The 24,998-nt window shown below is 68.6% G+C and carries 22 protein-coding genes and 2 pseudogenes; 13 read left to right on the top strand and 11 right to left on the bottom strand.

The window, feature by feature from the left end; genetic code table 11:
* Positions 1 to 63 precede the first annotated feature (63 nt).
* Positions 64 to 1,002: a helix-turn-helix transcriptional regulator gene (locus ACZ7M3_RS48865; RefSeq protein WP_472072747.1), complete on the bottom strand. Its 939-nt coding sequence runs from the start codon at positions 1,000 to 1,002 to the stop codon at positions 64 to 66.
* 299 nt (positions 1,003 to 1,301) lie between these two features.
* Between ACZ7M3_RS48865 and ACZ7M3_RS48860 the strand changes: the two genes are divergently transcribed.
* From ACZ7M3_RS48860 to ACZ7M3_RS48830, 7 genes are all read left to right on the top strand, one after another.
* Positions 1,302 to 2,360, top strand: a complete 1,059-nt coding sequence (locus ACZ7M3_RS48860) for a hypothetical protein (protein WP_472072745.1) — start codon at positions 1,302 to 1,304, stop codon at positions 2,358 to 2,360.
* 156 nt (positions 2,361 to 2,516) lie between these two features.
* Positions 2,517 to 2,942, top strand: coding sequence for an organic hydroperoxide resistance protein (locus ACZ7M3_RS48855; RefSeq protein WP_472072743.1), 426 nt, complete (start codon positions 2,517 to 2,519; stop codon positions 2,940 to 2,942).
* Between the two features lie 548 nt (positions 2,943 to 3,490).
* Positions 3,491 to 3,736 carry a hypothetical protein gene (locus ACZ7M3_RS48850; protein WP_472072741.1) on the top strand — a complete coding sequence of 82 codons (246 nt, stop codon included), beginning with the start codon at positions 3,491 to 3,493 and terminating at the stop codon, positions 3,734 to 3,736.
* On the top strand, positions 3,733 to 4,929 hold the full coding sequence (locus ACZ7M3_RS48845) for a DMT family transporter (protein WP_472072739.1): 1,197 nt from the start codon (positions 3,733 to 3,735) through the stop codon (positions 4,927 to 4,929). Before ACZ7M3_RS48850 ends, ACZ7M3_RS48845 begins: the two co-directional genes overlap by 4 nt.
* 462 nt (positions 4,930 to 5,391) lie before the next feature.
* Complete coding sequence (locus tag ACZ7M3_RS48840) at positions 5,392 to 6,087, top strand: DUF4232 domain-containing protein (RefSeq protein WP_472072737.1); 696 nt, start codon at positions 5,392 to 5,394, stop codon at positions 6,085 to 6,087.
* Positions 6,088 to 6,255: 168 nt separating this feature from the next.
* Positions 6,256 to 6,735, top strand: coding sequence for a hypothetical protein (locus tag ACZ7M3_RS48835; RefSeq protein ID WP_472072735.1), 480 nt, complete (start codon positions 6,256 to 6,258; stop codon positions 6,733 to 6,735).
* Between the two features lie 555 nt (positions 6,736 to 7,290).
* Positions 7,291 to 7,764 carry a hypothetical protein gene (locus tag ACZ7M3_RS48830; protein WP_472072733.1) on the top strand — a complete coding sequence of 158 codons (474 nt, stop codon included), beginning with the start codon at positions 7,291 to 7,293 and terminating at the stop codon, positions 7,762 to 7,764.
* A gap of 4 nt (positions 7,765 to 7,768) precedes the next feature.
* Here the strand turns inward: ACZ7M3_RS48830 and ACZ7M3_RS48825 are convergent, their stop codons facing one another.
* Positions 7,769 to 9,448 carry an amidohydrolase gene (locus ACZ7M3_RS48825; protein WP_472072731.1) on the bottom strand — a complete coding sequence of 560 codons (1,680 nt, stop codon included), beginning with the start codon at positions 9,446 to 9,448 and terminating at the stop codon, positions 7,769 to 7,771.
* A gap of 241 nt (positions 9,449 to 9,689) precedes the next feature.
* On the opposite strand from ACZ7M3_RS48825, the pseudogene ACZ7M3_RS48820 reads away from it, so the two are divergent.
* Positions 9,690 to 10,436, top strand: a pseudogene (locus tag ACZ7M3_RS48820) (IS982 family transposase); the annotation flags it as partial.
* Between the two features lie 63 nt (positions 10,437 to 10,499).
* On the opposite strand, the pseudogene ACZ7M3_RS48815 reads toward ACZ7M3_RS48820, so the two are convergent.
* The 8 genes and pseudogenes from ACZ7M3_RS48815 to ACZ7M3_RS48780 form a co-directional block, all read right to left on the bottom strand.
* Positions 10,500 to 11,643 (bottom strand): annotated as a pseudogene (locus tag ACZ7M3_RS48815) (IS3 family transposase).
* A gap of 976 nt (positions 11,644 to 12,619) precedes the next feature.
* A complete protein-coding gene (locus tag ACZ7M3_RS48810) occupies positions 12,620 to 12,841 on the bottom strand; it encodes a hypothetical protein (protein WP_472072729.1) in 222 nt (73 codons plus the stop codon).
* 399 nt (positions 12,842 to 13,240) lie between these two features.
* Positions 13,241 to 14,980: an SMI1/KNR4 family protein gene (locus ACZ7M3_RS48805; protein ID WP_472072727.1), complete on the bottom strand. Its 1,740-nt coding sequence runs from the start codon at positions 14,978 to 14,980 to the stop codon at positions 13,241 to 13,243.
* Between the two features lie 166 nt (positions 14,981 to 15,146).
* The gene (locus ACZ7M3_RS48800; RefSeq protein WP_472072725.1) at positions 15,147 to 16,424 is read right to left on the bottom strand and encodes a TolB family protein; all 1,278 of its coding nucleotides are present in this window, start codon (positions 16,422 to 16,424) and stop codon (positions 15,147 to 15,149) included.
* Positions 16,425 to 16,534: 110 nt separating this feature from the next.
* The gene (locus ACZ7M3_RS48795; RefSeq protein WP_472072723.1) at positions 16,535 to 17,815 is read right to left on the bottom strand and encodes a TolB family protein; all 1,281 of its coding nucleotides are present in this window, start codon (positions 17,813 to 17,815) and stop codon (positions 16,535 to 16,537) included.
* Between the two features lie 376 nt (positions 17,816 to 18,191).
* The gene (locus ACZ7M3_RS48790; RefSeq protein WP_472072842.1) at positions 18,192 to 19,100 is read right to left on the bottom strand and encodes a hypothetical protein; all 909 of its coding nucleotides are present in this window, start codon (positions 19,098 to 19,100) and stop codon (positions 18,192 to 18,194) included.
* Between the two features lie 376 nt (positions 19,101 to 19,476).
* The gene (locus ACZ7M3_RS48785; protein WP_472072721.1) at positions 19,477 to 20,052 is read right to left on the bottom strand and encodes a hypothetical protein; all 576 of its coding nucleotides are present in this window, start codon (positions 20,050 to 20,052) and stop codon (positions 19,477 to 19,479) included.
* Between the two features lie 160 nt (positions 20,053 to 20,212).
* A complete protein-coding gene (locus ACZ7M3_RS48780; protein WP_472072719.1) occupies positions 20,213 to 20,467 on the bottom strand; it encodes a hypothetical protein in 255 nt (84 codons plus the stop codon).
* Between the two features lie 525 nt (positions 20,468 to 20,992).
* On the opposite strand from ACZ7M3_RS48780, the gene ACZ7M3_RS48775 reads away from it, so the two are divergent.
* The 5 genes from ACZ7M3_RS48775 (at position 20,993) to ACZ7M3_RS48755 (ending at position 24,124) form a co-directional block, all read left to right on the top strand.
* On the top strand, positions 20,993 to 21,247 hold the full coding sequence (locus tag ACZ7M3_RS48775) for a hypothetical protein (RefSeq protein ID WP_472072717.1): 255 nt from the start codon (positions 20,993 to 20,995) through the stop codon (positions 21,245 to 21,247).
* Positions 21,248 to 21,490: 243 nt separating this feature from the next.
* Positions 21,491 to 21,961: a helix-turn-helix domain-containing protein gene (locus ACZ7M3_RS48770; protein ID WP_472072715.1), complete on the top strand. Its 471-nt coding sequence runs from the start codon at positions 21,491 to 21,493 to the stop codon at positions 21,959 to 21,961.
* On the top strand, positions 21,894 to 22,646 hold the full coding sequence (locus ACZ7M3_RS48765; RefSeq protein WP_472072713.1) for a Mu transposase domain-containing protein: 753 nt from the start codon (positions 21,894 to 21,896) through the stop codon (positions 22,644 to 22,646). The genes ACZ7M3_RS48770 and ACZ7M3_RS48765 overlap by 68 nt, the downstream gene beginning before the upstream one ends.
* A complete protein-coding gene (gene istB, locus ACZ7M3_RS48760; protein WP_472072711.1) occupies positions 22,643 to 23,425 on the top strand; it encodes an IS21-like element helper ATPase IstB in 783 nt (260 codons plus the stop codon). Before ACZ7M3_RS48765 ends, istB begins: the two co-directional genes overlap by 4 nt.
* A 129-nt stretch (positions 23,426 to 23,554) precedes the next feature.
* Positions 23,555 to 24,124, top strand: a complete 570-nt coding sequence (locus ACZ7M3_RS48755; protein ID WP_472072709.1) for a hypothetical protein — start codon at positions 23,555 to 23,557, stop codon at positions 24,122 to 24,124.
* Positions 24,125 to 24,301: 177 nt separating this feature from the next.
* On the opposite strand, the gene ACZ7M3_RS48750 is transcribed toward ACZ7M3_RS48755, so the two are convergent.
* A complete protein-coding gene (locus tag ACZ7M3_RS48750) occupies positions 24,302 to 24,784 on the bottom strand; it encodes a DUF2690 domain-containing protein (protein ID WP_472072707.1) in 483 nt (160 codons plus the stop codon).
* Between the last annotated feature and the right edge of the window lie 214 nt (positions 24,785 to 24,998).

The following is a 24,998-nucleotide window of genomic DNA, read 5'->3' as shown; positions in this document are numbered from 1 at the left end:
CGCCCAGACCGCAATCTGAAACGAATCACGACTCACGTGGCGAGACGTGAACTCAAGACCAGATCACCGGCTCCGGCTGTCCGCCCCGTCCCGTGGGGCTCCCGGAGCCTCGGTGCGCCCCGCCTGCCGCACGGTCGGAACAGCGGTCGGAACACCGGCCTGGGCGAGGAGACACAGGGCTGCAGCTGACGTGGTGCCGGCGTCGGCGGTCGCCACGACTATGCGCTGGCCCTCCTCCTGCGGGACGTTGAGGGTCTGGAGGTTGAGCTGCATGCGGCCTACGAGCGGATGGTGCATGCGGTACGTCGCAAGGTCCCACTTCCTGACCCGGTGCTCGGACCACATCGTGGCGAACTCCGCGCTTTTCATAGCCAGTTCACCGATCAGCGCGGCCAGTCGAGGATCGTCCGGATGCTGCCCGACGGCCAGCCGCAGCTTCCCCACCGCGTCCCTGGCCTTCTTCGGCCAGTCCACGTCGTACAGGTCCCTGGTGTGCGCGTCCAGGAAAACCAGCCTGGCCGTGTTCGGGCGCTGGTCGGGCTGATCGGGGATGTGCGGGTCCAGATGCCCGGCGAACAGTGCGTGTCCCGTGCGGTTCCAGGCCAGTACGTCGCTGCGGCGCCCGAGCACGACCGCGGGTGCGTCGCCGAACGCGCCGAGCAACTGCTGGGTCGTGTCACCCGCCCGCTCCGGCGCGGGCCTGCGCCGGGTGCCGGTGCGGCGCGAGGCTCGGGCCAGGTCGTGCAGGTGGGCCCGCTCCACCTCGTCCAGCCCGAGGGCACGGGCCAGCGCGTCCAGCACCTCCGGTGATGCGTTGAGCGAGAGCCCCTGCTCCAGCCGCGTGTAGTAGGACAGGCCCACCCCGGCGAGCTGTGCCAGCTCGTCGCGGCGCAGGCCCGGCACGCGGCGGCGCTCTCCGAAATCCGGGAGTCCCACGTCCGCCGGCTGCAACTGCGACCGGCGGATCTTGAGGAACTCTCCCAACCGCGGCTTCTTGTCCATGCGCCGAGTATCGAGCACCAGGACTCCAGGCAGCCTGCCCCTGGCAGGGGCAGGCTGCAGGCGGCCGGCGCCAGCACACTCGGAGCCACGAGCAGGACACAGGGTCGGCCCCGGAACGGAACACGGGCGGGGCCGACCGGCGTCACCGGCCCGGAACCCGGTACGGCGGCTTCGCCGTCCACGCGGCGCCGACTTCGACTCGGCCCGACTCACTCGGACACGGCATCCCCGCCCACCACGTCCCGGACGCGATGTCCGGCGTACCGGCCGGACCGTGTCTTCGAAAGGAAGCACGACCCATGAGGCTGAAACATTCCGCGATCGCCGTGGTCCTCACCGCCATGACGGCCCTCGGCACCGCGCTGACCAACACCGCCGACGCCACGCCCGGCCGACTCGCCAGCACGTCGGCCCACAGCACTTCCCGTCCGACGGCGGCCGTCATCGAGGCCAGGGGGCCGAGGGTCTTCCCTCATTCAGTGGACTACGACCCGGATTCCCGGAAGTTCGTGGTGGGTTCGCTGGCGCACAGCACCATCTCCTCTGTCAGCCAGGACGGGACGGTGCGTACCCTCGTCGACGACCAGGCCCTGGTGTCCGTGCAGGCCGTCCGGGTGGACTCCGAGCGGAACCGGATCCTGGCCACCGACGTGGACTACGGACTCGCCGACCGCTCCGCGCCCGCCACCAGGTTCCGGGTCGCCGGTGTCGCGAGCTACGACGCCGACGGCGGACGCCGGGAATGGTACGCCGACCTGAACAGGGTCGCGGGCGACGGCAAGCAGCATCTGGTGTCCGACGTGACGATCGCTCCGGACGGCACGGTGTACGCCGTCGACGAGCTGACCCCGACGATCTTCCGCATCGACCGCGACGGGCAGGCCTCCGTCCTCCTGCACGACGACCTGCTGGCCGGGAAGCTGGATATCCCGGGCTTCCTGAACGACGTGGGCATGAGCGCCGTCGCATGGATGCCCGGGAACATCCTGATCGTCGCGATGGCTGACGGCAGCCTGGTGCGGGTACCGGTCCACCACCCCGAACGGGCCGCCGAGGTCCGGCTCTCCACCGGTCTCAAGACCATCACCGCAGGCATCCGGGTCCTGCCGGACGGGTCGATCGCCGCGATCAGCAGCGGACTGCTCAGCGGCCAAGCCGCCGTCGTGCAGCGGGTGCGCCCCGGTCGGCACTGGAAGTCCGCCACCGTCACGGTCACCGACACCGTCGCCGACCCGGTCAGCAGCGCCGTCACGGCCGGCCCGCGGGGCACGACCTACGCGCTCAGCGGCGGCCTGGCCGCCCTGCTGGCCGGCCGACCGAACGACGGCTTCACACTGCGCCCGGTGAACGTCCGCTGACCGCACTACCCGGTCGGGACCACCCCGGGACCACCTGGTCGGGCCGGCCGAGCCCGGTGCCCCTCTCCCCCGTGCCGGTTCCGAAGAAACAGCGGCCCGAGCGTCCGCACCACACCTGCCCACGACCATCCGTGGCACCCACGAAAGGGAAACAACATGTCCGCGCTGTACACCACCGAGGCCCTGTCGACCGGTGACGGTCGCAACGGCGAAGTCCGATCCCTCGACGGCGTCCTGGACGAAGTCCTGGCGGTCCCGAAGGAGATGGGCGGCCCCGGCGGCGACAAGACCAACCCGGAGCAGCTCTTCGCCGCCGGATACGCCGCCTGCTTCCACAACGGACTCCGCCTGATCGCGCGCGGACAGGGGGTCGAACTGTCGGCCTCGACCGTGCAGTCGAAGGTGAGCCTGCTCGCGCGGGAGGCCGACGGCTTCACCCTGGCCGTGTCGCTGACCGCGCACCTGCCGGGCCTGGAGCAGTCCACCGCCGACCAGTTGATGAAGGCCACCCATGCGGTGTGCCCGTACTCCAACGCCACCCGGGGGAACATCGAGGTGACCCTCACGGCCACAGTCCAGTAAGGGACTTCGGACGGCTGACGCCCCCGAGGAGACTCAACGGCTGCCGTCGCCGCGTGGTGGCGGCAGCCGTGCCCACCAGTCCCGTGGCCGCCGCAGCCGGGGTCCGTCCGGCCTGCGGGACCACCCCGGTCGGGGCACCGCCATGGCCCTGGCGGGCATGATCCTTGTCCTGCGGGGCGTCTTCGGTCGCTGGTGCTTGCGCGGATCCGGTACAGGCCGATGGAGTGGCACCTGCGCCACGTGATCTGGTGGAACGTGGTGCAGCCGCGCCGTTCGCGTTCCGTGACACCGGGGCCGGCCGAACCCTTACCGCGCGGCGGAACGTCCCGCCGCCCACACACAGACCGGGCCGCCCGGCAACCCCGGCACTTCACTCTCCTTGCCGCGCTCCTGGTGCCTACAGCCTCCTGCCTGAACGACGAGGACACGTCGGCGCCGAACGGTCTCACCTCCGCTGACGAAGTCCCAAGTCGCCGCCGCCACTTCCCAGCACAGAAACCGCGTGCCCAGTGACCAATATCGGACATACCACCGATGATTCATTCGCCTTGTTCGCGCTGACCGACGGCACGTCGATGTCCGTGGCCCCGTGGCAGTTCGTGCGCGTACGCCACGGAACGCGGCTGGGCCCGCACGGCATGGACGTCTTCGATCGCGGCCGCGGCGGGCGGGACGGTGCGGAGTACCGTCATGCGAACGCCCATGTTCCGGCGCCGCGTTCCCCGCGCGACGGCATCGGAACCCCGGCATCCGCCGCCGCCCGGTCGACCGTGGACGGCGGTACGAACGCGTGAAATCCAGGCTCGATCCGCTGTCCATGGCGGCGATGGCGGTCACCGTGGTCTCCGTCTCGGCCACCGCCCCGCTCACCGCCGCGGCCTCGGCGTCGCCGCTCGCCATGGCCTTCTGGCGCAACTGTCTCGGCTTCGCCGTACTCGGGCCTCTTCTGCTGTTACTGCGCCGTCGCGAGGTCGTACGCGTCGCGCGCGGCGAGCGCGGCATCCTGCGCCGGGAGCAGTGGCGGCCCCTGGTCTTCGGCTTCCTCGCGGCCACGGCGCTGGCCCTGCACTTCGCGGCCTTCATGACGAGCACCCGGCTGACCTCGGTTGCCATGTCCACGGCGCTCGTGGCCACCCAGCCCGTCTGGCAGGCCCTCATCGCCGCGGGCCAGGGTGTCCGGACGTCCCGCCGGACCTGGGCGGGTCTCGCGCTCGCGGTGGTGGGAGCGACCGCGGCGGGCGGTCTCGACATCAGGTCCGGCGGTACGGCGCTCCTCGGCGACCTTCTCGCCCTCGCCGGAGCCGTCGCCCAGGCCGGGTACACCGCGCTGAGCGAACGCTCGCGGGCGGATGTGAGTACACCGCTGTATTCGACGTTCACTTCGCTGGTCTGCGGTCTGGAACTCCTCGCCGTCTGCCTCCTGGCCCACATCCCGCTCACCGGCTTCGACAGATCCACCCACCTGTCGCTGCTCGGGCTGCTCGTCCTCCCCCAGATCCTGGGGCTCGGCTCGCTGAACTTCGTCCTCGGCAGGACGTCGGCGACGACCATGAGTGTCCTGCTCCTGCTGGAGACTCCGGTGGCGGCGCTCGCCGCGTGGTGGTTCATGGGGCAGGGCATCAAACCCGCGACGGTGCCCGGGCTTCTGTTGATCATCGTCGGCGTCACGGTCGTGGTGACCAGCGGCAGCGCGGCACAAGCCATGGCAGAGCAGGGGATCCACCGCAGTACGGGAATTGCGGGAATTCCGCCGTACCCGTCCTACGCCCCGTACACGCCCCAGCCCCTGCCCATACGGCAGCGCCGGACGTTCCCGGACCCCGCCGGACGAGATCCCAGAGTGGACTGGGCGAGGCACACCGGGGACGACAGCCCTACGGTCACCCTCAACCTCCCCACCTATCACGGTGCGGGGGCGTTCGACACCCTGCTCTTGCGCATGCCGCGCATGCCGGACGGCCAGGAGCGGGCCGGGGACCCCTGGTAACCGGAGGCGCCGCGCCGCCGCGCGAATGGCACGGTGAGCCGGGCTGTGCGTCACACCTCGGACAGGCGTACCGTTCGACGCCGTCAGCGTCCGACCGGTCGGTCGGAGTGGTGTGCGTGCTGGAGCAACTGCACCGTGCCCTGAACCGGCGCGACGTGTTCGCCGCCCCGTCCAACCGGTGGGCGGACCCGCGCGCGAGGCCGCAGTGAGGCCGAGGAGGGCCAGGTGGTTGCGCGGTCGACTGCACCGCGTGTGCCTTCAGGGCCCGGCAGCCGTTGCCATGGCCCCGGTCTGTGCTTGTTTCTGCGCCTTCCCGTAACGGCGCGTCAACTCAGGTGTCACAGCGGTGTCTTGGCTCAACTCCTACGGCAACGCATCGCCCGGCACGGGCCTCCTATGACACAACCGTGGCCGCTCAGCGTGAGCGAGCGGCCGATACGACACCGCTTCCCAGGAGTACCGATGCGCGTCAAGAAGATGTCCGCCCTCGCCCTCATCGTCGCTGCTGCCGGCCTCTCGCTGACCGCATGCACCAGCAGCGACGGATCGGCCGCTTCCACCAACACCAGCGCGTCCACCACCGCGAGCAACTCCACCGCCGCGAGCAGTTCCACCACCGACGGCACCTCCACCGGCGGCCAGGCCTCGCCCTCAGGTTCCTCCTCCGGCTCCACCGGCTCCACCGGCTCCAGCAAGGGCAGCGGAACCGCCGCCCAGCCCCAGTCCTCGACGTCGGGCTCCAAGTGCAAGACCGACAATCTCGCCCTCAGCACCTCCTCCACCGGGACCAAGGACGAGATAGTCGTCAACCTGAAGAACACCGGTTCCCGCACGTGCAGCATGCACGGCTTCCCGGGCGTCCAGCTCGTGGGCCCCGATGGACTGGGCGACACCGGGCCCGACGCCGCCCGCACCGACGCCTCGGCGTCCACCGTCACCATCGGGCCCGGCGAGGAAACCCGCTTCCTGCTGCACTACAGCCCGGACACCAGCGGCTCCGGCAAGACCTACACCCGGCTCTCCGTCACCCCGCCCAACGAGACGGTCTCGGAGATCGTGAATCTCAACGATCTGACCATCACCGTCGCCGCCGCCAGCGGCCACGTTCCGGACGTCTCCGTCGACCCCGTCGGCTACCACGTCGGCTCCGGCAAGTGAGCCCAGCAGCCGCACCCCCGCCCGAGCTGCCGGCCCGTAGCCAAGGCGTTGTGCGACATCCCACGGGTTCGTCCTGGCTTTCGTCTCCATGCCGCAGGTCGGTCTGCAGACGGGGGTGGTGGGTTCGTGCGGATCACGATGGTCCTTCGGAATTCCTGATGAATCATCATGATCTACACGCAGACGTGTAGGCCGAGGGCGGCGAATCGCCTGATAAGACCCCCGCCCCGAGGAACTGAGGGTCCCGGCGAACTACGGGATATTGCACATACGGCCATCGACGGCGACGTCCTGGACTCCGCGATCGGCCGCTACCTCCAGGAGCGTCGCCCCGCGCCCGACGGCAAGGTACTGCGCGGCCCACGCACCCCGGACAGAGCCGCGACCGCACGGCCGGCCGCGATGGACCACACCGGCAGCGTTCCTGGCCCAGTAGCAGGTCGCCGACAAGAGCACGAGATCCCCGCCTTCGCCCCGCCGCTCGACCCCCTCGACCTGGAACACACCGCGCTCACCGCCGGTGCCCCGCACGCCCAGCACGCGCACGGCGCCCACCTGCGTGAACGCGGCGCCCACTGCCTCGCCGTCGTCAAGAAGAACCACCCTGAAGCGAGTGTCGAGGTGACCTTCGGACCGCATACGCTGTGACAGGAGTGTGCATCTGCAAGCCGACCATGTCGGGGACGTCCCACACCCACAGGTCCAGCACCGCAACGGAGCAGTCGAGCCCCCGCACACCGTCCCCGTGTGGGCGCGTGCCCAAAGCGTGCCCATAAGACCGGACAACCACGGTGAGCAGTGGTGCGAAGCCGGCTCTCCGGAGCCGCCCGGCGGCGACATAACACCAGGTCAGAAGCGATATCAGGAGCCAAGCGCCGTCGCTTCCCAAGCTGAGGGCTCTGGCGCCGCCGTCACGAGTCGGCCGTCGCGGCTTGCTCTGGTCGACGGCGACGTGGCTGAGGCCGCTGGGAGTACAGCGAGATACACGCGTGCCTGGTTGGCCGACTGACGCCGTCGTGGCTGACTGTCGTCGGCTGAGGTTCAGATGGGGCCGTGTCGAAGGCGCCCCACCGTCAGTCGAACGCGGCCCCGCGCTGGGCAAAGCCGGGCCGTCCGAGGTATCCGTGCCGATGGTGCAGACGAGGATTCAACTCCGCAGACCGGGGAAAATCCTACAGGGGTTTCGTGTCGCGAGGGGGGACCTTGAGCACTCTGATCTTCGGCGTCATAGCTTCTGCAGCAGCCGTATTCTCGATTCTGTTTTCTGCCCGGCAAATTCGCCAACTGACGCAGCAAACAGCTATCACCAACGGAATCGCAGCCGCATCAGCCATTTATAATAGCGTCGAAAGACTCCACAATGTCGGTACGCTCATCTTTCAGCATCCACAGCTGAATCGGTATTTCTTTCACGGTGCCGCTGTGCCGGAGCCTGGCGATGAGAGGGAGCAGGTCCTGACTCTAGCTCACATGTTCGCCGATGCTCTCGACTATGGCCTCATGATCAAATCGCTAGCCCCGGGGACAGGTGCGTACGATTGCTGGGATCATTACGTGGCCGGAATGTTCGCATCGTCTCCTGCCATCCGACAGGTTGTGCTCGACCACCCTTCCTGGTGGCCGACGTTGGCGCCGCACCTTCCGGCGTCGCCGCCAGCCACTGTGCCGCCGGTTTGATTCGCTAGCTTTCGGCGTCGTAGACCACGGAGCCGCCGGCCACCGTGATATGCACGCGTGCATCTGAAATGGGTGCCGCATGTTCCGTGACGAATCCTGGGGCGAAAATATCGGTGTCCAGCAACACAAGGTCGGCGCGGGCGCCCACCGCAATGCGGCCACCTTGGTCGTCGTGATTAACGTATGCGGAGCCAGCGGTGAATGCGTCTAGGGCATCGTCCAGGCTAATGCGTTGTTCGGGGAGAAATGAGGGGTAGCCACGGTCCTGGGGTGAGGTTCTGGTGACAGCCACCTCAAGTTGCTCGAGAGGGTCCGCCGTGGTCACTGCCCAGTCGCTCCCCATGGCGAGTCGAGCTCCTGAGGCGAGCAACGCAGCAAACGGAAACTGCAGCTTAGCCCGCTCCGCTCCAAGGAAAGGGATTGTTAGACTGTCCCTTTCGCTTGCGCTCTGCGCCCAAAATGTTTGGCAATTGGCGACAACCTCTAGTTCACTGAAGCGTACTACGTCGTCTGGCTGGACTACCTGCACGTGGGCTATATGGTGGCGTTGATCATTCTTGCCATTCGAGGAGCGGGCGCGGGAAATCGCATCGAGACTTTCTCGTACGGCACGGTCTCCAATCGCATGAAAGTGGACTTGAAATCCTTGAGCATCGAGCTCAGTGACGGCAGCAGTCAATAAATCGCGATCTAGATAAGTGACACCCCGTTGGTCATTATGTCCACCACACCCGTCACAGTACGGCTCCAACAGGGCTCCTGTAAAGTTCTCCAGCACGCCGTCCGCCATAATCTTTACTGACGTCGGGAAAAATCCCGATCCCAAATGTGCCATGGGTGAGGCAACATCGAGTCCATGTTCCCGGCGCTCCAATAGATCAGGGAGCTGTTCCATTTCTCGTTTCCTGTCCCACCACAGTGCGCCGACGACTCGGGCTGTCAATCGCCCTTGAATGGCTAGTGACTCGTAGGCGGCTTGGGTGGCGGGGGTGACCCAGGCGTCCTGCCAGCCAGTGACGCCAAGAGAGTGCAGGTAACGCTGAGCATTCAGAATGGCTGCTTCCCATTCCTCATGTCCTGGCTGCGGAACAAAGTGGTCGTTCACCCAGTACGCCGCGCCTTCCTGCAAGGTCCCCAATGGGTCTCCGGTAACTGGGTCGCGCTCGATGCGACCGTCGACAGGGTCCGGGGTTTTCTTCGTGATGCCAGACACCTCAAGTGCACGAGAGTTGAGCCATGCTCCGTGCAAATCTCCATTGAATAGAAATACTGGCCGGTCAGGCACGATAGCGTCCAAGTCCTCCTTCCGTGGACAACCATTAGGAAAGTGTTCCGCCGCCCAACCACCACCAACGATCCATGAATCCGAACGATGCTGCTGGGCGTAGGTGGCGATCGCCTCAAGGTATGCGGATCGCCCCTTCACGTTATGAAGAGCGAGGCGTCGTCTATCAAGGCCCGCGAAGGGCGCATGGACGTGGCTGTCTTGAAATCCTGGAACAACCAGCCCCCCAGGTGACGTAATTACCCGGGTACGAGGTCCGATCAGATCGCGAACGCTGTAAAAATCGTGCCCGATTGCGACAATTCTGCCCCCGCTTACAGCTACCGATCCAGCCCAATGCCCCCGACCGAGACGGACCCGAGCTCCAGCCAGAACAAGATCTGCGGTCGACCTGCGCATGCGTCCTCCAAGAGCGTTGGCCCTCTTATCGTGGCGTGCATCAGACCAATTGACACTCACGGTGAAGGCTTGGCTCTCCCTCTTGGTCGCAAGAAGCCTCCCGCTCGGAGCAGATGTACGTCGATCGGCTGGCAACGTCAAGTCAATTAAAGGTGGTGCAGGCGCCCATGCGCACGATTGCACCGTGCTTGCGGCCGTGATCCGCTTGAGCGATGGTCCCATGAATTGACCGCGGCTCGGCATGACGCAGCCGAGGGAGGTGCTAAAGGAGCGTCCGGACTTGGGGCCGTGGCGGCCGCCCGTAGGGATCGGTCCGCAGCTCACCGACGCCGAGCTGGTCACCATCGCGATGATGCAGGCCATGCTCGGTTTCACCTCCGAGGCCAGGTGGCTCCTGCATGCCCGTGGCCACCTGCGGCATCTGTTCCCGTACCTGCCGCAGCGATCCGGCTACAACAAACGGCTACGCAAGGCCGCCGAGCTGCTGCGCCGCGTCACCCGGATCCTGGCCGCCAGCACCTCGGTATGGAGCGACGACGTGTGGATCGTGGATTCCACCCCGGTGGAATGCGGCCGCTCGCGGGAGACCGTCAAACGCTCCGACCTGGCCGGATGGGCCCAATACGGCTACTGCGCCAGCCACAGCCGCTTCTTCTGGGGCCTGCGGCTGCACTTGGTGTGCACCCTCCAGGGCCTGCCCGTCGCCTTCGCCCTGACCGGGGCCAAAGCCGACGAGCGCGAGACCCTGCTGGACCTGCTGGACCTGCTCGCAGCCGAACCGCACCTCGTCGCCACCCGGCCAGGCCGGACGCTGATCGGCGACAAGAACTACTTCGGCCGCGACTTCGAACACGAACTCGCCCAGCACGGCATCCAGTTGCTACGGCCGACCCGCAAGGGCGAACGGCAGCGGCCCGGCGGAACCCTGTTCAAACCATTGCGGCAAGTCATCGAGTCGGTCAACGAGACCTTCAAGGGACAGCTTGAACCGTTCCGGGTTCAGTGGAGAGTCCGGACTGTCCCGAGTTGGGTGGAGTCGAGTTGCTTGGTTTTAGGCTACTGGTGGGGTGCGAAGTTCGGACTCCACCGGGGTGAGCATGCCCAGCGCGGAGTGTCTGCACTGGCGGTTGTGGAAGATTTCCAGGTACTCGAAGAGCGCGGTGGACAGCTCCAGCCGCGTCCGCCACCGTCTGCGATTGAGCAGCTCGACCTGAACTCGGCCCAGAAGGACTCCATCATCGCGTTGTCCACGCAGTCTCCGATCGAGCCCACCGAGGGCAGCAGGCCGGAGGCCCTCGCGCGCTGGGTGAATGCCCAGAAGCCGAACTGCACTCCGTGGTCGGAGTGGATGATGGTGCCGCCCGGCCGCGGGCAGCGGTTGCCGATGGCCATGTCCAGGGCGTTGGTGGTCAGCGCCGCAGTGGGTGAGGCGTCGATCGACCAGCCCACCACGCGCCGCGAGAGCGTGTCCAGGACGACCGCGCAGTACACCTTGCCCTCAAAGGTGGGGTGCTCGGTGATGTCGGTGACCCATAACTGGTCCCGGGCGTGACGGGTGAAGTTCCGTTCCACCAGGTCGGCAACCGACGGAGTCACGTGCTTGGAGCGGGGACGCCGGTTGCCGGGCAGGCCGTGCAGGCTGGCGCGCTGCATCAGCAACTCCACGGTGCCGTGGCTGACATGGATGCGCAGGCCCAGACCGAGCACGGCGTGCACCCTGCGGGAGCCGTAGGTGCCGTGGGAGGCGGTGTGGATGCCCACGATGGCCTCGGTCAGCCAGGCGTGCTTGACCAGGCGGTTCGACGGTGGACGGTCCCGCCAGGCGTAGTACCCGGACTCGGCGACATGCAGCACCCGGCAGGCCAGTTGCGCCGGCAGGTGCTCGCGGGCCATCACGCGGATGGCTTCGAACCGCCTTTTGGGGACGTCACCTCATCCAGCAGTTCGACGGCACGGCGGTGGATGGCCAACTCGGTCTCCAGCTCGGCGATACGTTTGCGGGCCGCAGCGAGTTCGGACTGGTCGGTGCTGTTCGTGCCGGGCAACTGTCCCATGTCGATGAGGTGCTGGCGTCGCCAGACTTAGATCGTCTGGTCGCTGATACCGAGGAGCCGGGCGACCTCGGCGACCTTCCTTCCGGATGCGACGAGATCGAGAACCTTGCGGCGGAACTCGGGCGGATAGCTGCGGGGCATCACGGCCTCCGAAGATTGCTGGATCGTCAATTGTCCAGCAACCTGACTCCATCAGAAGCGGAGCATACCATCTCCACCAGTCCCGGAACGGTTCATCTCGGCCTCCTCCGCCGCACCTTGGCGACTCAAGAAGTTGGCTAGACGCGCCATCTCGACGCTGCTGCCATTCTCTGCGGACCGGCGGTAAAAGGTCTCAGCTTCTTGATCCTCCGCAGCCCTGCGGGACCGCTCCTCTGCCGCAGCTCTGTGGTACCGCTCCTCTGAAGAGGAGCCAGCCTCCCCCCCAACCCCTATGGTCGTTCGCCCATGGATCCGCCATAAGTCGCCCCCTTGAGTCCCTAGTGAAGTTCCGTGACTGAGTGTGCCTGCATTGATCCAACACATGGGTCCAATGCACGAAATCCGCTTCCGCGGCTCGACGCCCTGCCGGTCGTCGTGTCCCAGAACGGGTGTGAGGCGAGCTGGGCAGACGGCTCCTGCAAGCGACGACGCAGTGCTGTGGCGTGGAGCGGCCGTCTGGCCAGCGCTTCGAAGGTGCGGCGCGAAGGGATCGCGGAGCGCGGAGAGGCCCCCAGGATCCCGGAGATTGGCCAGTGCGGCTGGGATGCCGAAGGCAGCGACGGCCGCTGCTGAGATGGCGCCGATTCCCCGTCCCGCCCCTCGACAGACCGCCCACGTAATGGGGACGTAATGATCTTGGTCGGCAGGCCCTACGGGTCCCGCTTCCCCGCAGGTCGGACTGCGGGAAGACTCTCGGTCTCACCTGGCCTCCGGAGACGCGTACCCGTGGCCCCATCGGCTTCCCCGGGTCCATCGGCGTCGGCGCATGGTCCTGGCCCGTCACCCGCGCTCGTCGCTATGAGAAGGCCGTTCGGATCACCCGCACCGTGGCGCCGATCCGAACGGCTTCAGAGTGGGGAGACCTTGACGGCCGGCCCCCGCTCATCACTGGACGTGGGAGGTCACGCCCAGCCGCTCAGATGGTGACGCAGATGTTGTCCTCGATGGTGCGGCCGTCGCGCTCCAGGCCGCCGCAGACGAGACGGTTGGACTGCTCGTAGCCCACCGTCCACTTGTGGGATGCGGCGCTGACTCGAGGGGAGCGGAATTCGCCCCAGTAGGCACGCAGAGTCCCAGGCAGGCCGTCCTTGGTGTAGACGGTGATGTCCTGGACGAACTTGCTCTGATGTGCGGTCATGACGCAGATGTACTTGCCGCAGTGGGAATCGACTCCGCGCGTCGCCGCGCCGGCTGGCACAGTGGCTGCAAGGGGAGCGACGGAAAGCGCCGCTGCAAGGATGAGGCCGAAGCCAGTGATCTTCATGCCCGGCCCAACGCCCCAAGTAGCCGGCAAACACGCAAACATCCCCTTCCGGCTCGCTGTCGCACCGCCGACTGCGGCCGTTCCCACACGTGGACACCGCGTTTCCCGCGCGTCGGGTCCACCCCGGCCTATGCGGGCGGCAACCGGCAGGGCAGATACCCAGATCCGTCCCCTCAAGTATCGGTAGGGATCTGGCAGGACCGTGGGACGCCTCCGTAGAGGCGCCCTGCTCAAGCTCGCCAAGTCGGTCCCTCGCCGGCATCGGCAGGCCTCTCACCCCTCCAAGTCCGCCGCCAACTCCGTCCTCCAGTGCGCGGACATCCGCCGGCTCAGGATCGTCGCGGCAGCCGCCGGCGCCCCCGCATGGACGAACTCGCGCAGTGCGCGAGCCGCCTCCACGCGCAGGGCCCACGCGCTGAAATCGGACTGGGTCACGGGGTCGCTGTCGTCGTGCCAGGCGCGCTGCCCACTCACCCTCTGCCGGGCCGCCCACGCCTCGGCGGTGAGTGTACGCATACGCAGGTCAAGGAGGCTGTCCGGGGTGAGGTCGACCGTCTCGCCGCGCGATGTGCGGGCCAACGCGTCGCTCACCTCGTCGTACACGTCGAACCGGGTCTCCGCCGCCAGTCGCCCCAACTGAGCGGCCATCGCCGTACGCAACCGGGCAGGCGGTGTCCGTTCGATCAGTGCGGCCAGGTCGAAGTCCCGGACCATGCCGACGTACTGGCCGGCGGCCTGGTCGACGTCCTCCAGCACGGGCAGGAGCAGGGCGCTCGTCAGCTCCGCGTCCGTATCGTCGTCCGGCCGGTACGTGATGCCGAACTCCCCCTCCAGTTCGGCCAGGAAGCGGGCGTACGCCGCCGTCGACCCGGGCCAGGAGTCACCGCCGCCCTCGCGCGGCGACAGGACATGACGCACGCCCTCCGGCCCCGGTACGCCGTCCCCAGCGACCGTGACCTGGACCTCCGGCCCTCGTCTGGTGAGGGCGACCGCGCGCGTGTCCGCGGACACCCTGCGCAGCACCTCCGGGCGGGTGAACTGGGCGGCGCCACCCTCCTGGGTCGCGTAGGCCCATCCGCCGACGCTGCCCGCGCGAACCATCGGACGGTACGCCGCCCACGTCGAGTCCGCCGCCTGCCGGGCCCGGGCGCGCGTGCGCGGGCGGACGGTGTCGGGGATCGCCCCCAGCCTGCGCAGCAGTTCGGCCGGGGTGAGGTGCTCCACGAAGACGACGTCGGGCTGGTTCGGCCGGGGCGGTAGAGGCGTCCTGTGCCGGACCATGGCGAGGTACGCGCCGTTCGACCGGCCCACCGGAACGAAGAGCGGCTCCGAGGGGGTCGGCGGCTCCGGCTCCGGTTCGGCGGACTCGGCGGCCAGTGCGAGCGGGGAGACCGGGTCGGGGACGGCGGTCGTCTCGTCCTCCCACAGCAGGGCACCCTCGTACGCCAGCGGTGACCGGCCGTGGAACGGGCGGCCGCTTTCCAGGGCGTCCGCGAGGTCGGCCAGTGCGTGGCGCAGGGACGCCCATCCCGTGAAGGAGGGCATGTCCTCGTCGAAGTAGCGGCCGAGGCGGCCCCAGTTGCGGCCGGGGTGACAGGAGAGGAACAGGCCGTCGGAGGACTGCCAGCCGACGCCAAGGGTGATGAGCAGCCAGTCGTGATGCCAGTACGTGGCAAGTTCGTCGTAGTCCTCGTCATCCTCGTCGAGGGCGTCGTCGTCCGGGACGTCCGCGCTGATGCCGCGCAGGAAGGAGGTGCTCTTGACGATGTCCGCGACGCAGGACAGCGGGCCGTAGTGTGTCAACACGGGCGCCCCCGGCTGGAGTTCCACACCGTCGTGGCAGCTCAGCGAGGCCACCAGGTCGGAGTGGAAGCGGACCCCGAGCGCGCGCTCGGCAGCCCTGATGTCCAACGGCGACGCCGGCGGCCGCAGCTGGGCGTGGCTGACGGGCGCGTGCCGCAACAGCCACGCGTCGATACGGCCCCACGAGTCCTCAACGGCGGGAATACTCATGATCGGACCCTACGCGCCGCCACTGACAACGGGCCCGGGCAAGGCGCAGACGGCCTTCCACCGGTCTGCCGCCGCCCTCGCGCGGTGAATCGAGCGGGGGGTGGGGGCAGACCGGTGCCGCGCGGGCCTCAGGTCCGTCTCACGCGTGACCCAGTCTGATGTTGTCTCATGATCCCGGCCCGACGAAGACGTCGACGGTGTCGTTGGTGTCGCCGCGGACGAGGTTCGTGGCCGCCGAGGAGAAGGCGATCCGGTGGTCGCCGAGCGACGTGGAGCCCACCGCCGGCCGGTCCGCCTCGGTGCCGTCGGCCGCCACGCTCACCCGCTCGACGGTGCCGGTCCTCAGGTCCTTGACGAAGACGTCGGCGAGGCCGTTGGTGTCGTCGGGGACGAGGTTGGTGGCCGCCGAGACGAAGGCGACGCGGCGCCCGTCGCCGCTCAGGCTCGCGGCGGAGCTCACCCCGTCGGCCTGGGTGCCGTCGGCCGCGGTGCTGACACGCACGGTCGTCTGCGTCTTCCGGTCGAAGGCGAACACGTCGGTGACCTTGTTGGTGTCGTCGGGCACCAGGGAGGCGACGTTGGAGGAGAAGGCGAACATCCGGCCGTTCGCGCTGATCGACGAGTCGAACGAACTCTCCTTGTAGACGAAGCGGGTGGGTCGGCTGATCTGCTCCGTCGTGCCCTTCAGCCGGTCGCGGACATAGATGTTCCTGGCGTGCGTCCAGTCGTGGTTCGGGTCCAGTTGGTCCGCCGTCTCGAAGGCGACATGGCGTCCGTCGGCGCTGAGCGACGCCGAGAGGGAGTCGCCGTCCCCGAGAGTGCCGTCGGTGCGGTACTGGACCAGTTCGTTCTTCCCCGTGCGCCGGTCGTGGACGATCACATCGTCCCGGCCGTTGGTGTCGCCGGGGGCGGCGTCCGGGGTCGCGGTGGTGTAGGCGACGATCCGGCCGTTCGCGCTGATGGCGGGCGAGTAGTTCAGGCGGCTGCGGGGCGGGGCGTCCGGGTGGCCGTGGCTGATGCGCTCGGTCCGGTGGGTGCGGCGGTCGTAGAGGTAGATGTCGTCGAGGCCGTTGTCGTCGTCCCCGGTGAGCGCGGCCGTGGTGGCGAAAACGACGTTACGGCCGTCGCCGCTGAGCGCCACGCCCGTCGCCGGGCCCTCGGCGATGCGCTGGGTGCGGCCGGTGCGCAGGTCGTGCACGAAGACGTCGGCGACGCCGTTCGTGTCCCCTCGGACCAAGTTGGCGGCGGCCGAGACGAAGGCGATGTAGCGACCGTTCGCGCTGAGCACGGGTTCGGCGGAGGCGCCGTCGGCCTGCCGCCCGTCGGTGGCGACGCTGGCCCGGGCGGGGCCGGGCGAGGAGTGCTGGGCGGCGGCCGGCAACGCGGTGCCGGCGAGCGCGGCCACCACGGCGGCGCTCAGAGTGGTGCGGCGTGCCAAGTGCATGGAAGCCCCCTGTTGTTCCGTGCGAGTGCCATGTCGGCCGGGCAAATGCCTTTGATGTTCCGCGCGAGTTCCTTGCTGTTCCCCACAAGTCCCGTGGAGGACCGGGGAGTTCAGCGGAGGCGACGCACGAAGCCGTCGTAGTGACCGTTGGTGTCGTCGAGGGCGAGTTGGGCCGATTCGCTGCCCAGGCCGATGCGCCGGGCCCCGGCGCTCACCGAGTACACCGCCACGGAGACGTCCGTGACCGGCTCACCGGTGACGGACTCGCTGACCAGACGGGTGGTGCCGGTGCGCAGGTCGCGGAGGTAGACGTTGGCCGGCCCGAGCTGTCCGTCCGCCAGACGGGGATCCGCCTGATAGCTCAAATACCGGCCGTCCGGGCTGAGCTCGGGCTCGCGCACCCGGTTCTCGTCGGCGGGACCGGCGTTGACGCGCCGGGTGACGCCCTTGCGCAGGTCGCGGACGTAGACGGTGGAGGCGGCACTGGGGGTTTCACCCGGGACCAGTTCCTCATCACCCCAGTAGTCGAATGCGATGGTCCGGCCGTCCGCGGAAAGCGAGACGGGCATCGCGTATCGCTGCGCCGGGGTGCCGTCCGGCTTGACGTTGACCTGTTCCTCGGTGCCGGTGCGGCGGTCGTGCACCCACGTGCGACCGTACGAGCTGCGCGGCACCAACTGCGTGTACGCCACGTAGCGGCCGTCGGCGCTCAGACCCTGCAGGAGCGCGGGGTTGTCCGGGCGGTTCCGGTTGGTGATCCGCTCCACGACGCCGGTGCGGCGGTCGAGGACGTACACGACTCCGAAGAGGTCGCCGGGGTCGGTCTCCATCCGGTCGGCCTTGGCGTTGAAGGCGATGTAGCGGGCGTCCGCCGACATGGTGGCGCCGGCCGCGAAGGCGGAACCTCCGTCGAGGGCGACGCTGATCCGCTCCGTGGCGCCGGTGCGCCGGTCGTGCAGGTAGATGTCGTCGGCCGCGGGGTTCGTGGGCGGATGGTCCCAGCGGACCAGGTTCCTGGCATTGGAGCGGAACAGGATGTACCGCCCGTCGGCACTGACGGCCTGCGCGGACGACTCGCTGTCGGCCTGCGCGCCGTCCGAACTGACGCTGACCCGCTCGACCGTCCCCTTGCGCAGATCACGCACGAAGACGTCACCGAAGCCGTTGGTGTCGCCGGGCACCAGGTTGGACGCGTACGCCGTGAAGACCGCGAAGCGGCCGTCCGCGCTGAATTGCGGTCCGAACGAGTCGTCGTTGCCCTGCTCCCCCGTCGCCGACAAGGTGATCCGCTCGGTCTCCGGCTTCGGTGCCGGCGTGGCCGACGTCGCCGACAGCGCGACCATCGCCCCCGCGAGCGCCGCGACGGACACCCCACGCATGGTTCTGAACACGATTCCCCCTGTGTTTCCCCGTTGACGCATCTCCCCCGGCCCCGCGCCGAGGGCTCTCTTCGAGGCAAGCGCACCACCATGCACAGGGTCAATCCCTAGAATTGAGTACAACTCGGGCACAACATCAGGCGTCCGCGAGGAGACCTCGTCCAGGAGGTCCCGTACATGGCCGAAAATCCACGCCCGGTCCGTTGTAACTGGCGTGCGTCGGACCGCCGTTCGGGGTCGCCGTCCGGGGCGCACGCTCAATCCGGTCGGCGTCCGGGGGCCGGCCTTCCCCAGGAGCGGTTCGGCCTGCCGCCCGGTCACGATGTCGCCCGCCACAAGTCCGAACGCGGCCAGGCGGCATACCGCTGACACCCCAGTCCGGCGTTGGTCAGTCGGACTGTTCGGGCCCCGTGGACGGGGTGCTTTCGGCCGGCCCCCCGAAGTCCGGGCTCGTGAAGTCCGGGCTGGTGAAGCTCGGGCGCGGACCCGCCGCGGGTCCGCCGTCGGGGCTGCTGAACCCCGGCCGGTCGTAGCCGAGGTGCGGCATGCGGCCGGTGGTCGGTGTCGGTGACGGACGGGTCAGTGCCGCCGTGCCCGGATCGGCGAGGGCCTCCCGGAGGAACGGCATGATGCCGCGCTCCAGCAGAGCCTCGCGCCAGGCTTCCCTGGCCCGGGCCACCTCCACGTCGAGCTCGCCGGGCGCTCCGGCCTGGAGCGAGGACGAGCCGTTGCGCAGAGCGGTGAGCAGCAGCCCGACCGCGGCGACCAGGATCGCGGCCACCGTGACCGCACCGAACACCCACCCCATGGTCAGCAGGGTCTGGGCGAACGCCAGCTCGGGGGTGAGGACCTTCAGAACGAACCCCACGAGCAGGAAGATCGCCGCGGCTGTTCCGGCGAGGACGGGCGCGAGCACCGCGACGACGGCGATCGCGCCCGCTCCGGCGGTCTCGTCGTGCTCTCCCACAGTGGCCGCGAGCCCCAGCGCGCCCGCGTCCGGTTCCACGGAGCCGGACGCGTCGGCGGACCACGGGGTGGACGGCGCCGGACGGCTCAGTTCCTCGCGGACATGGGCATAGTGGCGGTACTCGGTCGCCGCGGCCGCCGTGATGAGTGCGGTGGCGTTGAGCGCCATGGTGCGCAGCTGTTCGGTGTTGAGCCGCCGGCCGACAGCGGCGAGTTCCGGGCGGTGTGGGGCGGAGCGCAGCGCCTCATCGAGGATCCGCTCGTATTCCTGACGGTCCTCGCTCAGCAGATACCGCGGAGCCGGGTCCTCCCACCGCGAGCCGTGTCCCAGGCGGTCCTCGCCCGGCTCGCGGGGCGGGACGGGGCTGCTCGTGCGGTCGATGAACTGTGCTTTCTGCTCCCCTTCCGACCCACTCCGCACGGATGCGTCGGACGCCTTCGCCGGGTGCACCCGGATGCCCCGGACTGGAGTCAGCAGACGGCGCGCAAGGGGAGGTCGGCGCGGGCTCGCGACACCACTCGGCTTTGCCGCAGCGCGGTTCGTGTCGGTTCGGGTTCCTTCGGGCGGTTCGGAAGTGCTGGTAGGCGAAGGAGTTGGCGAGATGACGGTCCGTACCCGAGTGTCGACCGGCCTGAACGACCCGGTAGGCGGCCGAAAGCCTGGTGAGCGGCGCGAAATGACGGCCAGGACGCGGCCGACGAAGGATTCAGCGGCCGGCGTCATACCTGCCCCCTGCGTCTGATGATCCCTGTGGCGCGGTGATGCCTGTGTCCGGCTGCGCACTGTCTGCGGGAGGGCCTGCTACCTGTGGCCGGAGAGGAACACCGTTGGCGTGGCCGTAACCGTACGCCTGCTGTGCTTGCCCCTGAAGGGCTTGCTGCTGTGCCTCCTCGGCCACACCGCCCAACGCGGCCCGGCCGGCGCTCTTGACCGCCAATGGCACCAGCGTGGCGAGCTGTTGAACGGCCGACAGTGCCCCTAAGCCGACCATGTAGGCCACAAGCGGGTTCACACTGTGCGGGTAGGTCGCGGCGAGAGCGCCCGTTGGGGCCCCACTCACGAACAACCGCAGCACCGCGGCAACGCAATAGCCCGGCCAGCCGGGCGCGGGCAACTGCTCCTCGCCGGGCCGCACATCGGGCCGGCGCCGAGGAGGCTCGATCGTGTCCGGCTGCACGTTCCATGGCATCTTGCGGTGCCACTTGACGGACTTGATGACGTCGACGGCCTCCATGGTGGCACCACCAGCCACCCCCACCCACGCGGCCATCAACCAGTCCATAAGCTGAGATTAGAAGGTCGCGCAGTGTCAGGGAACGACCTCGCAGTATTCGCCAAAGTCACACGACATCTTCACCCTGCGTGATCGCGACGGGCAACATCACCGACCACGCCGACCACACTGAGCAGGGCAGCATGATCCGCCGCTCCATCATTTCGCCTCACCAGAGATGCAGAAAGCTCCGGACGTCATCGAGGCCGCCGAGCGCCCGACCGTCCACGTCCGACGAATCCACCTCGGCACGCGCCGCCAAGTAATACGCCAGCGCGATAGCCTCATCGCTGAGATGTCCGAACCGTCGAGCGGTATGCCCCAGGCACAAACCGGCCAGCCCAAGCAGCGGGCTGCCGGACACAGCCCGCGTTCCGACCTGCACGCACCAGTGCTCGACGAACTCCCGGTCGTCGCCGTTCAAGGCCTCCCGACCAGAGCGCCCGCCGCCTCGGGCTCATGCGCCTGCTCCCCGAGCGCCCTCTCCAACGTCCCGACCACCACGTCATGCGGCAGGGCAGGAGGGTTGTGGAAGGTCAGATGTGAATGCATGCCGCGAGAGTACGCATTCCACTGCGGCGGTACAGAGCGGGTGATCGCGACGCCGTGCTCGACGGCGTCGCGACATCCCCGGCAGCTGTTGCGGATGAGGGAGATGTTCCAGCGTCCGCGGACCCAGTAGAGACGGTGCGGCAGCCGCGCGTGGAACAACCGCCCCTCAGCCGTGTGACCGCCCGGCCTGTTCGATCGCCCACCGTCCCAGCAGTCCCCCCGTTCTGTCTCCGCGAGTGGAGTTCCCGCAGGTCAGCATCTGACGCTTCCCGGGAAGCGGTCACTTCCCGGCCGTCCCTCGCGGCCTCAGGGGCGGGGCCGCCACCGTCGTAGGAGCAAAGGTCGGCACACAAGGACTCGCCGCCCCGGACCCAGGACGAAGGAATTCGAAACGATTATGAACGTACGCATCCGCATCGCGGTCTCCTGCGCGACGCTCGCCGCGGTCGCCGAGATCGCCGCGACCTCCGCCGTGGCGGCCGCCGCCACGCCGAACTCCGCCGCCAGTGCCGTCACCTGCTCCAAGTGGAAGTCCATCTCCGCGGACCACAACTCCGTCGGCGTGCGGTACATGGAGTGCGACCGGAAGGTCGGCGGAAGGCAGCAGCCCAGCGCTGCCCTCTATATCTGGGACAACAAGACGGACTGGTAAGTACGCCCGGGTGAACGTGGCCACGGGGTACGCCCACTGGAACGGTCTCGACCAGACGTGGTTCCGCTACCGGACTTCTTGCCTAGTGCTCCAGGCTTCAGCCTGGGGGGTGAAGCTCATCCGGTGGCCGCGACGCGGAGCGTCGCGGTGCCGGGTGGAGCGGGCGCGGAGCGCCCGTAGGGCTGCGCGGCGGAGCCGGGCAGCCCTACGTCTGGGCCGGTGTCGCCCGCGTGACGGCAGTGCATGAGTGGTCCGGCGGGGCTGGGTTCGGCTGATCAGATGGGGTTGTCGGTGGTGGGTGTCAGCGTCCGGATCATGCAGCTTCGGTATGCCTTCCGCCTCGACCCGGAGCCCGGTCAGCGCGTTGCGCTGGCGCGGGCGTTCGGGTGTGCGCGGGTGGTGTACAACGACGCGGTCGCCGCCCGGGAGCGGGCCCGGCGGGAGGGTGCTGCGTTTCCGAGTGCGGGCGCGCTGTCGAAGACGCTGATCACCGAGGCGAAGCGGAGCCGCGAAGGGCGGCGTCGAGGGCCAGGTCGGCTACTGGCGGCGCAACTACCTCACCCCAGTCCCGCGGGTCGACTCCCTCGACGAGCTCAACGACGCCTTCGCCGCGTTCGAACAGGCCGAGGAATCACGGCGGATCGGCATGCGGATCCGCACCATCGGCCAGGACTTCACCCACGAGGCCCCGCTCCTGCTGCCTCTCCCCGGTGAGACGTTCGAGACCGGGCTGGCCTTCAACCCGCGCGTCGACCGCTACGGCATGGTCGCCGTCCGCGTCTGCCGCTACTCGGTCCCGGTCCGCTTCATCGGCCGCACTGTCCACGTCCTGCTCCGTTCGAATGAGGTCGTCGTCTTCCACGGCCGCACCGAGATCGCCCGCCACCCGCGCCTGACCACGAAAGGCGCCGAACGGGTGATGCTGGACCACTTCCTGGAATTCCTGCTGGCCAAGCCAGGAGCCCTCGCGGGCTCCGAGGCTCTCGATCAGGCCCGTCGCGCTGGCACCTTCACTCCCGCCCACGAGGCGTTCTGGTCTGCTGCAAAGCACACCCTCGGCGAGACCGACGGCACGAAAGCCCTGGTCCACGTCCTGCTGCTGCACCGGCACCTGCAGCACCGCGACGTTGTCGCCTGCATCCGGGCCGCGCTCGCGGTCGGGGCCTGTACCGCGGATGTCGTCGCTCTCGAAGCTCGCAAGGCCGCCGAGACCGAGGGCCGTTCCCCGACCGTCACCGTCACCGTCCCGCTACCCGAACCCGTCGCACCGCCCGAGCTGCCGCTGCCGAGCCTGACCGAACGCCGCACCGCCCGCCTGCCACCCGACCAGCGTCCCCTGCCAGCGCTTGAGCGCTGGGACCAGCTCCTGCACCACCGACCCGGAAGGGACCCCCGATGACCGTCCCGCACCACACCCTGACCGAGCCCGCCTCCGACGCCGCCATCGACACCGCCTGCCGCGTCCTCAGGTTGCCGACCATGCGGGCCCAGTTCGCCGACACCGTGACCCGCGCCGAACGCGAGCACCTGTCCTACCGCGGCTTCCTCGCCGAACTGCTGATGGCCGAGTGCGAGGACCGCGACCGCCGACGCTCCGAGCGTCGCATCCGCGCGGCCGGCTTTCCTCGCTCGAAGTGGCTGTCCGATTTCGACTACACGGCCAACCCCAACGTCACACCGGCTCTGGTCAACAACCTCGCCACCTGCGAGTGGGTCAAGAGGGGTGAGCCGCTCTGTCTCATCGGCGACTCCGGCACCGGCAAGACCCACCTGCTGATCGGACTCGGGTCCGCTGCGGCGATGGCCGGCTTCCGGGTCCGCTACGCGCTCGCCGCCCGCCTGGTCAACGAGCTCGTCGAAGCTGCCGACGAGAAACAGCTGACCAAGACGATCGCCCGCTACGGGCGCGTCGACCTCCTTTGTATTGATGAGCTGGGCTATCTCGAACTGGACCGCCGCGGCGCCGAGATGCTGTTCCAGGTTCTGACGGAGAGAGAGGAGAAGAACAGTGTTGCGATCGCTTCGAACGAGTCGTTCGGAGGCTGGACCAAGACCTTCACCGACCCTCGGCTGTGCGCGGCGATCGTCGATCGGCTGACCTTCAACGGCACGATCATCGAGACCGGCACCGAGTCCTACCGACTTGCCCAGACCAGGGCCAAGCAGCAGCGAGGCTAGCCGCCTGGAACTCACTGGGGTCCCTGGCAGGCTGGGCGGAGCTCACGCCCGGCGGCACCCGGCAGGCTGCTGGTCAGCGATTGACATGATGGGCGGTGGCAAGATCTCAGGTGTCTCCAAGGGGCGACTATGACGTTCAAGACCGAAGCCGATTCCGGAGTCGCCGATCGGGATGAGTGGTCCTATGCACCCACGGTGGGCGTCGGACCGCTCCGGTTCGGCATGACCGTCGACGAAGTGGTCGAGGCGGCTCAGGTTCTCGGCCAGACAGAGGTCAGCGATTGCCCACGGGACCACGCGATCTTCTCGCCGACTTGGAAGATCGAGGTCCGTCGTGGGGTGGCCCCTTCACCGCCTGCCGTCACGGCCTACGTGAGCCAGGCTGTGGGGTTGTTCTGCATCGCAGCCGACGCCGTCCACGGTCCTCAGGTCGGGCACGACGGAATCTCGCTGGTCGGAAGGGACCTACTGGAACTGGAGAGCGACGAAATCGCGCATGCCGAGGCGGTGGACGGGCACTTTCGCTACATGCCCGAGGGATACGCAGGACCGGATGATCCCGGGGTCGTTATGCGCGGGCAACTCGTCGGGCAGGTCGTGAGATCGCGTCCGTTGTTCATGGTGACGCGCGACGGCGCCAATACCGAATGGGACTCGATGCCTTCGGAGGAGTACCGCCACGGTGGGTCAACGACCTGACGTGGTGTGACTCGTGACGAGGGGTGAAGGAGATCGCCGACCATCGTCGGCTGGAGCCACGCGTGACCGGAAGCCGGGGCCGCGTCAAGCCGGAACGCAGACTCCTAGCACGACGGCATGGGGCCACCTGGAGCCGGAAAAGTGGGGCCAGTTCAGACCGTTAATGCCACGCGGTGTCTACCAGGTCTGGGACGTCGGGCGGTTCCGTGAACTGCGCCTGACGCGGTCACCCTGGCCCAGTGCCGCCGGTGAGGGCGTCGGCCCAGCTGTCGGACTCCGACACCCCAGCTGGTAGTGGGCCACGACCACGGCGGCTCGCGTCGCATCGGGTCCGCCGGGGATCATCGCCGTCCACGCAGCACCCGCGGGCGCCGTCTGCCGCGCTCCGTCGTCCCCGGCGACCAGCAGCCCCGAGGTTCCCTGGGCCGGCTCGACCTCGGCCCAGCCGGCGTGACAGGCCGGGCTCCAGCGCAGCGTCAGGGTCCGCCCGAGCGCCCGGAGACGGTGCACCGTGACCGCGTCCTGGTCGCACCGCTGCCGATACGGATCGAGCCCCTGGCAACCGACCGGCCCGCACGGCGTACCCGACGGGGACGCCGTCGGGTGCAGCGGCCAGGGCCAGGTCGGTGCGCCGGCCGGCGCACCCCGCAGAACCGGCACGTGGTCTCCACCCCAGTGATGCCATACCAAAACGGCCGCCAGCGCACACGCCCCGACCGCCGCGGCCGCCGCGTGCCGTCGGCCGCGTGAACGCGCCGTCGGACGCGACGCCGCTTCCTCCCCCCGTTACCGTCTTCGTGGCTCCGCAATGGGGCCTCCGGCCTTCGGGTCCGGCATGACTTCCCCCTCCTGTTGTTGATGATCCGGGGGGTGG

The sequence above is a fragment of the Streptomyces sp. NPDC111656 genome (genome assembly GCF_055656965.1).
Note: the sequence above shows the minus strand (reverse complement) of the source record. Positions and strands in the feature narration are given on the sequence as shown.

Coding starts and splice junctions, on each gene's coding strand:
- ACZ7M3_RS48785 (WP_472072721.1), bottom strand. CDS start 20,052: ATGGACTGGTTGATGGCCGCGTGGGTGGGGGTGGCTGGTGGTGCCACC.
- ACZ7M3_RS48810 (WP_472072729.1), bottom strand. CDS start 12,841: ATGACCGCACATCAGAGCAAGTTCGTCCAGGACATCACCGTCTACACC.
- ACZ7M3_RS48860 (WP_472072745.1), top strand. CDS start 1,302: ATGAGGCTGAAACATTCCGCGATCGCCGTGGTCCTCACCGCCATGACG.
- ACZ7M3_RS48800 (WP_472072725.1), bottom strand. CDS start 16,424: ATGCACTTGGCACGCCGCACCACTCTGAGCGCCGCCGTGGTGGCCGCG.
- ACZ7M3_RS48835 (WP_472072735.1), top strand. CDS start 6,256: ATGATCTACACGCAGACGTGTAGGCCGAGGGCGGCGAATCGCCTGATA.
- ACZ7M3_RS48825 (WP_472072731.1), bottom strand. CDS start 9,448: ATGCGCAGGTCGACCGCAGATCTTGTTCTGGCTGGAGCTCGGGTCCGT.
- ACZ7M3_RS48865 (WP_472072747.1), bottom strand. CDS start 1,002: ATGGACAAGAAGCCGCGGTTGGGAGAGTTCCTCAAGATCCGCCGGTCG.
- ACZ7M3_RS48770 (WP_472072715.1), top strand. CDS start 21,491: ATGAGTGGTCCGGCGGGGCTGGGTTCGGCTGATCAGATGGGGTTGTCG.
- ACZ7M3_RS48775 (WP_472072717.1), top strand. CDS start 20,993: ATGAACGTACGCATCCGCATCGCGGTCTCCTGCGCGACGCTCGCCGCG.
- ACZ7M3_RS48840 (WP_472072737.1), top strand. CDS start 5,392: ATGCGCGTCAAGAAGATGTCCGCCCTCGCCCTCATCGTCGCTGCTGCC.
- ACZ7M3_RS48855 (WP_472072743.1), top strand. CDS start 2,517: ATGTCCGCGCTGTACACCACCGAGGCCCTGTCGACCGGTGACGGTCGC.
- ACZ7M3_RS48765 (WP_472072713.1), top strand. CDS start 21,894: ATGCGGATCCGCACCATCGGCCAGGACTTCACCCACGAGGCCCCGCTC.
- ACZ7M3_RS48805 (WP_472072727.1), bottom strand. CDS start 14,980: ATGAGTATTCCCGCCGTTGAGGACTCGTGGGGCCGTATCGACGCGTGG.
- ACZ7M3_RS48755 (WP_472072709.1), top strand. CDS start 23,555: ATGACGTTCAAGACCGAAGCCGATTCCGGAGTCGCCGATCGGGATGAG.
- istB (WP_472072711.1), top strand. CDS start 22,643: ATGACCGTCCCGCACCACACCCTGACCGAGCCCGCCTCCGACGCCGCC.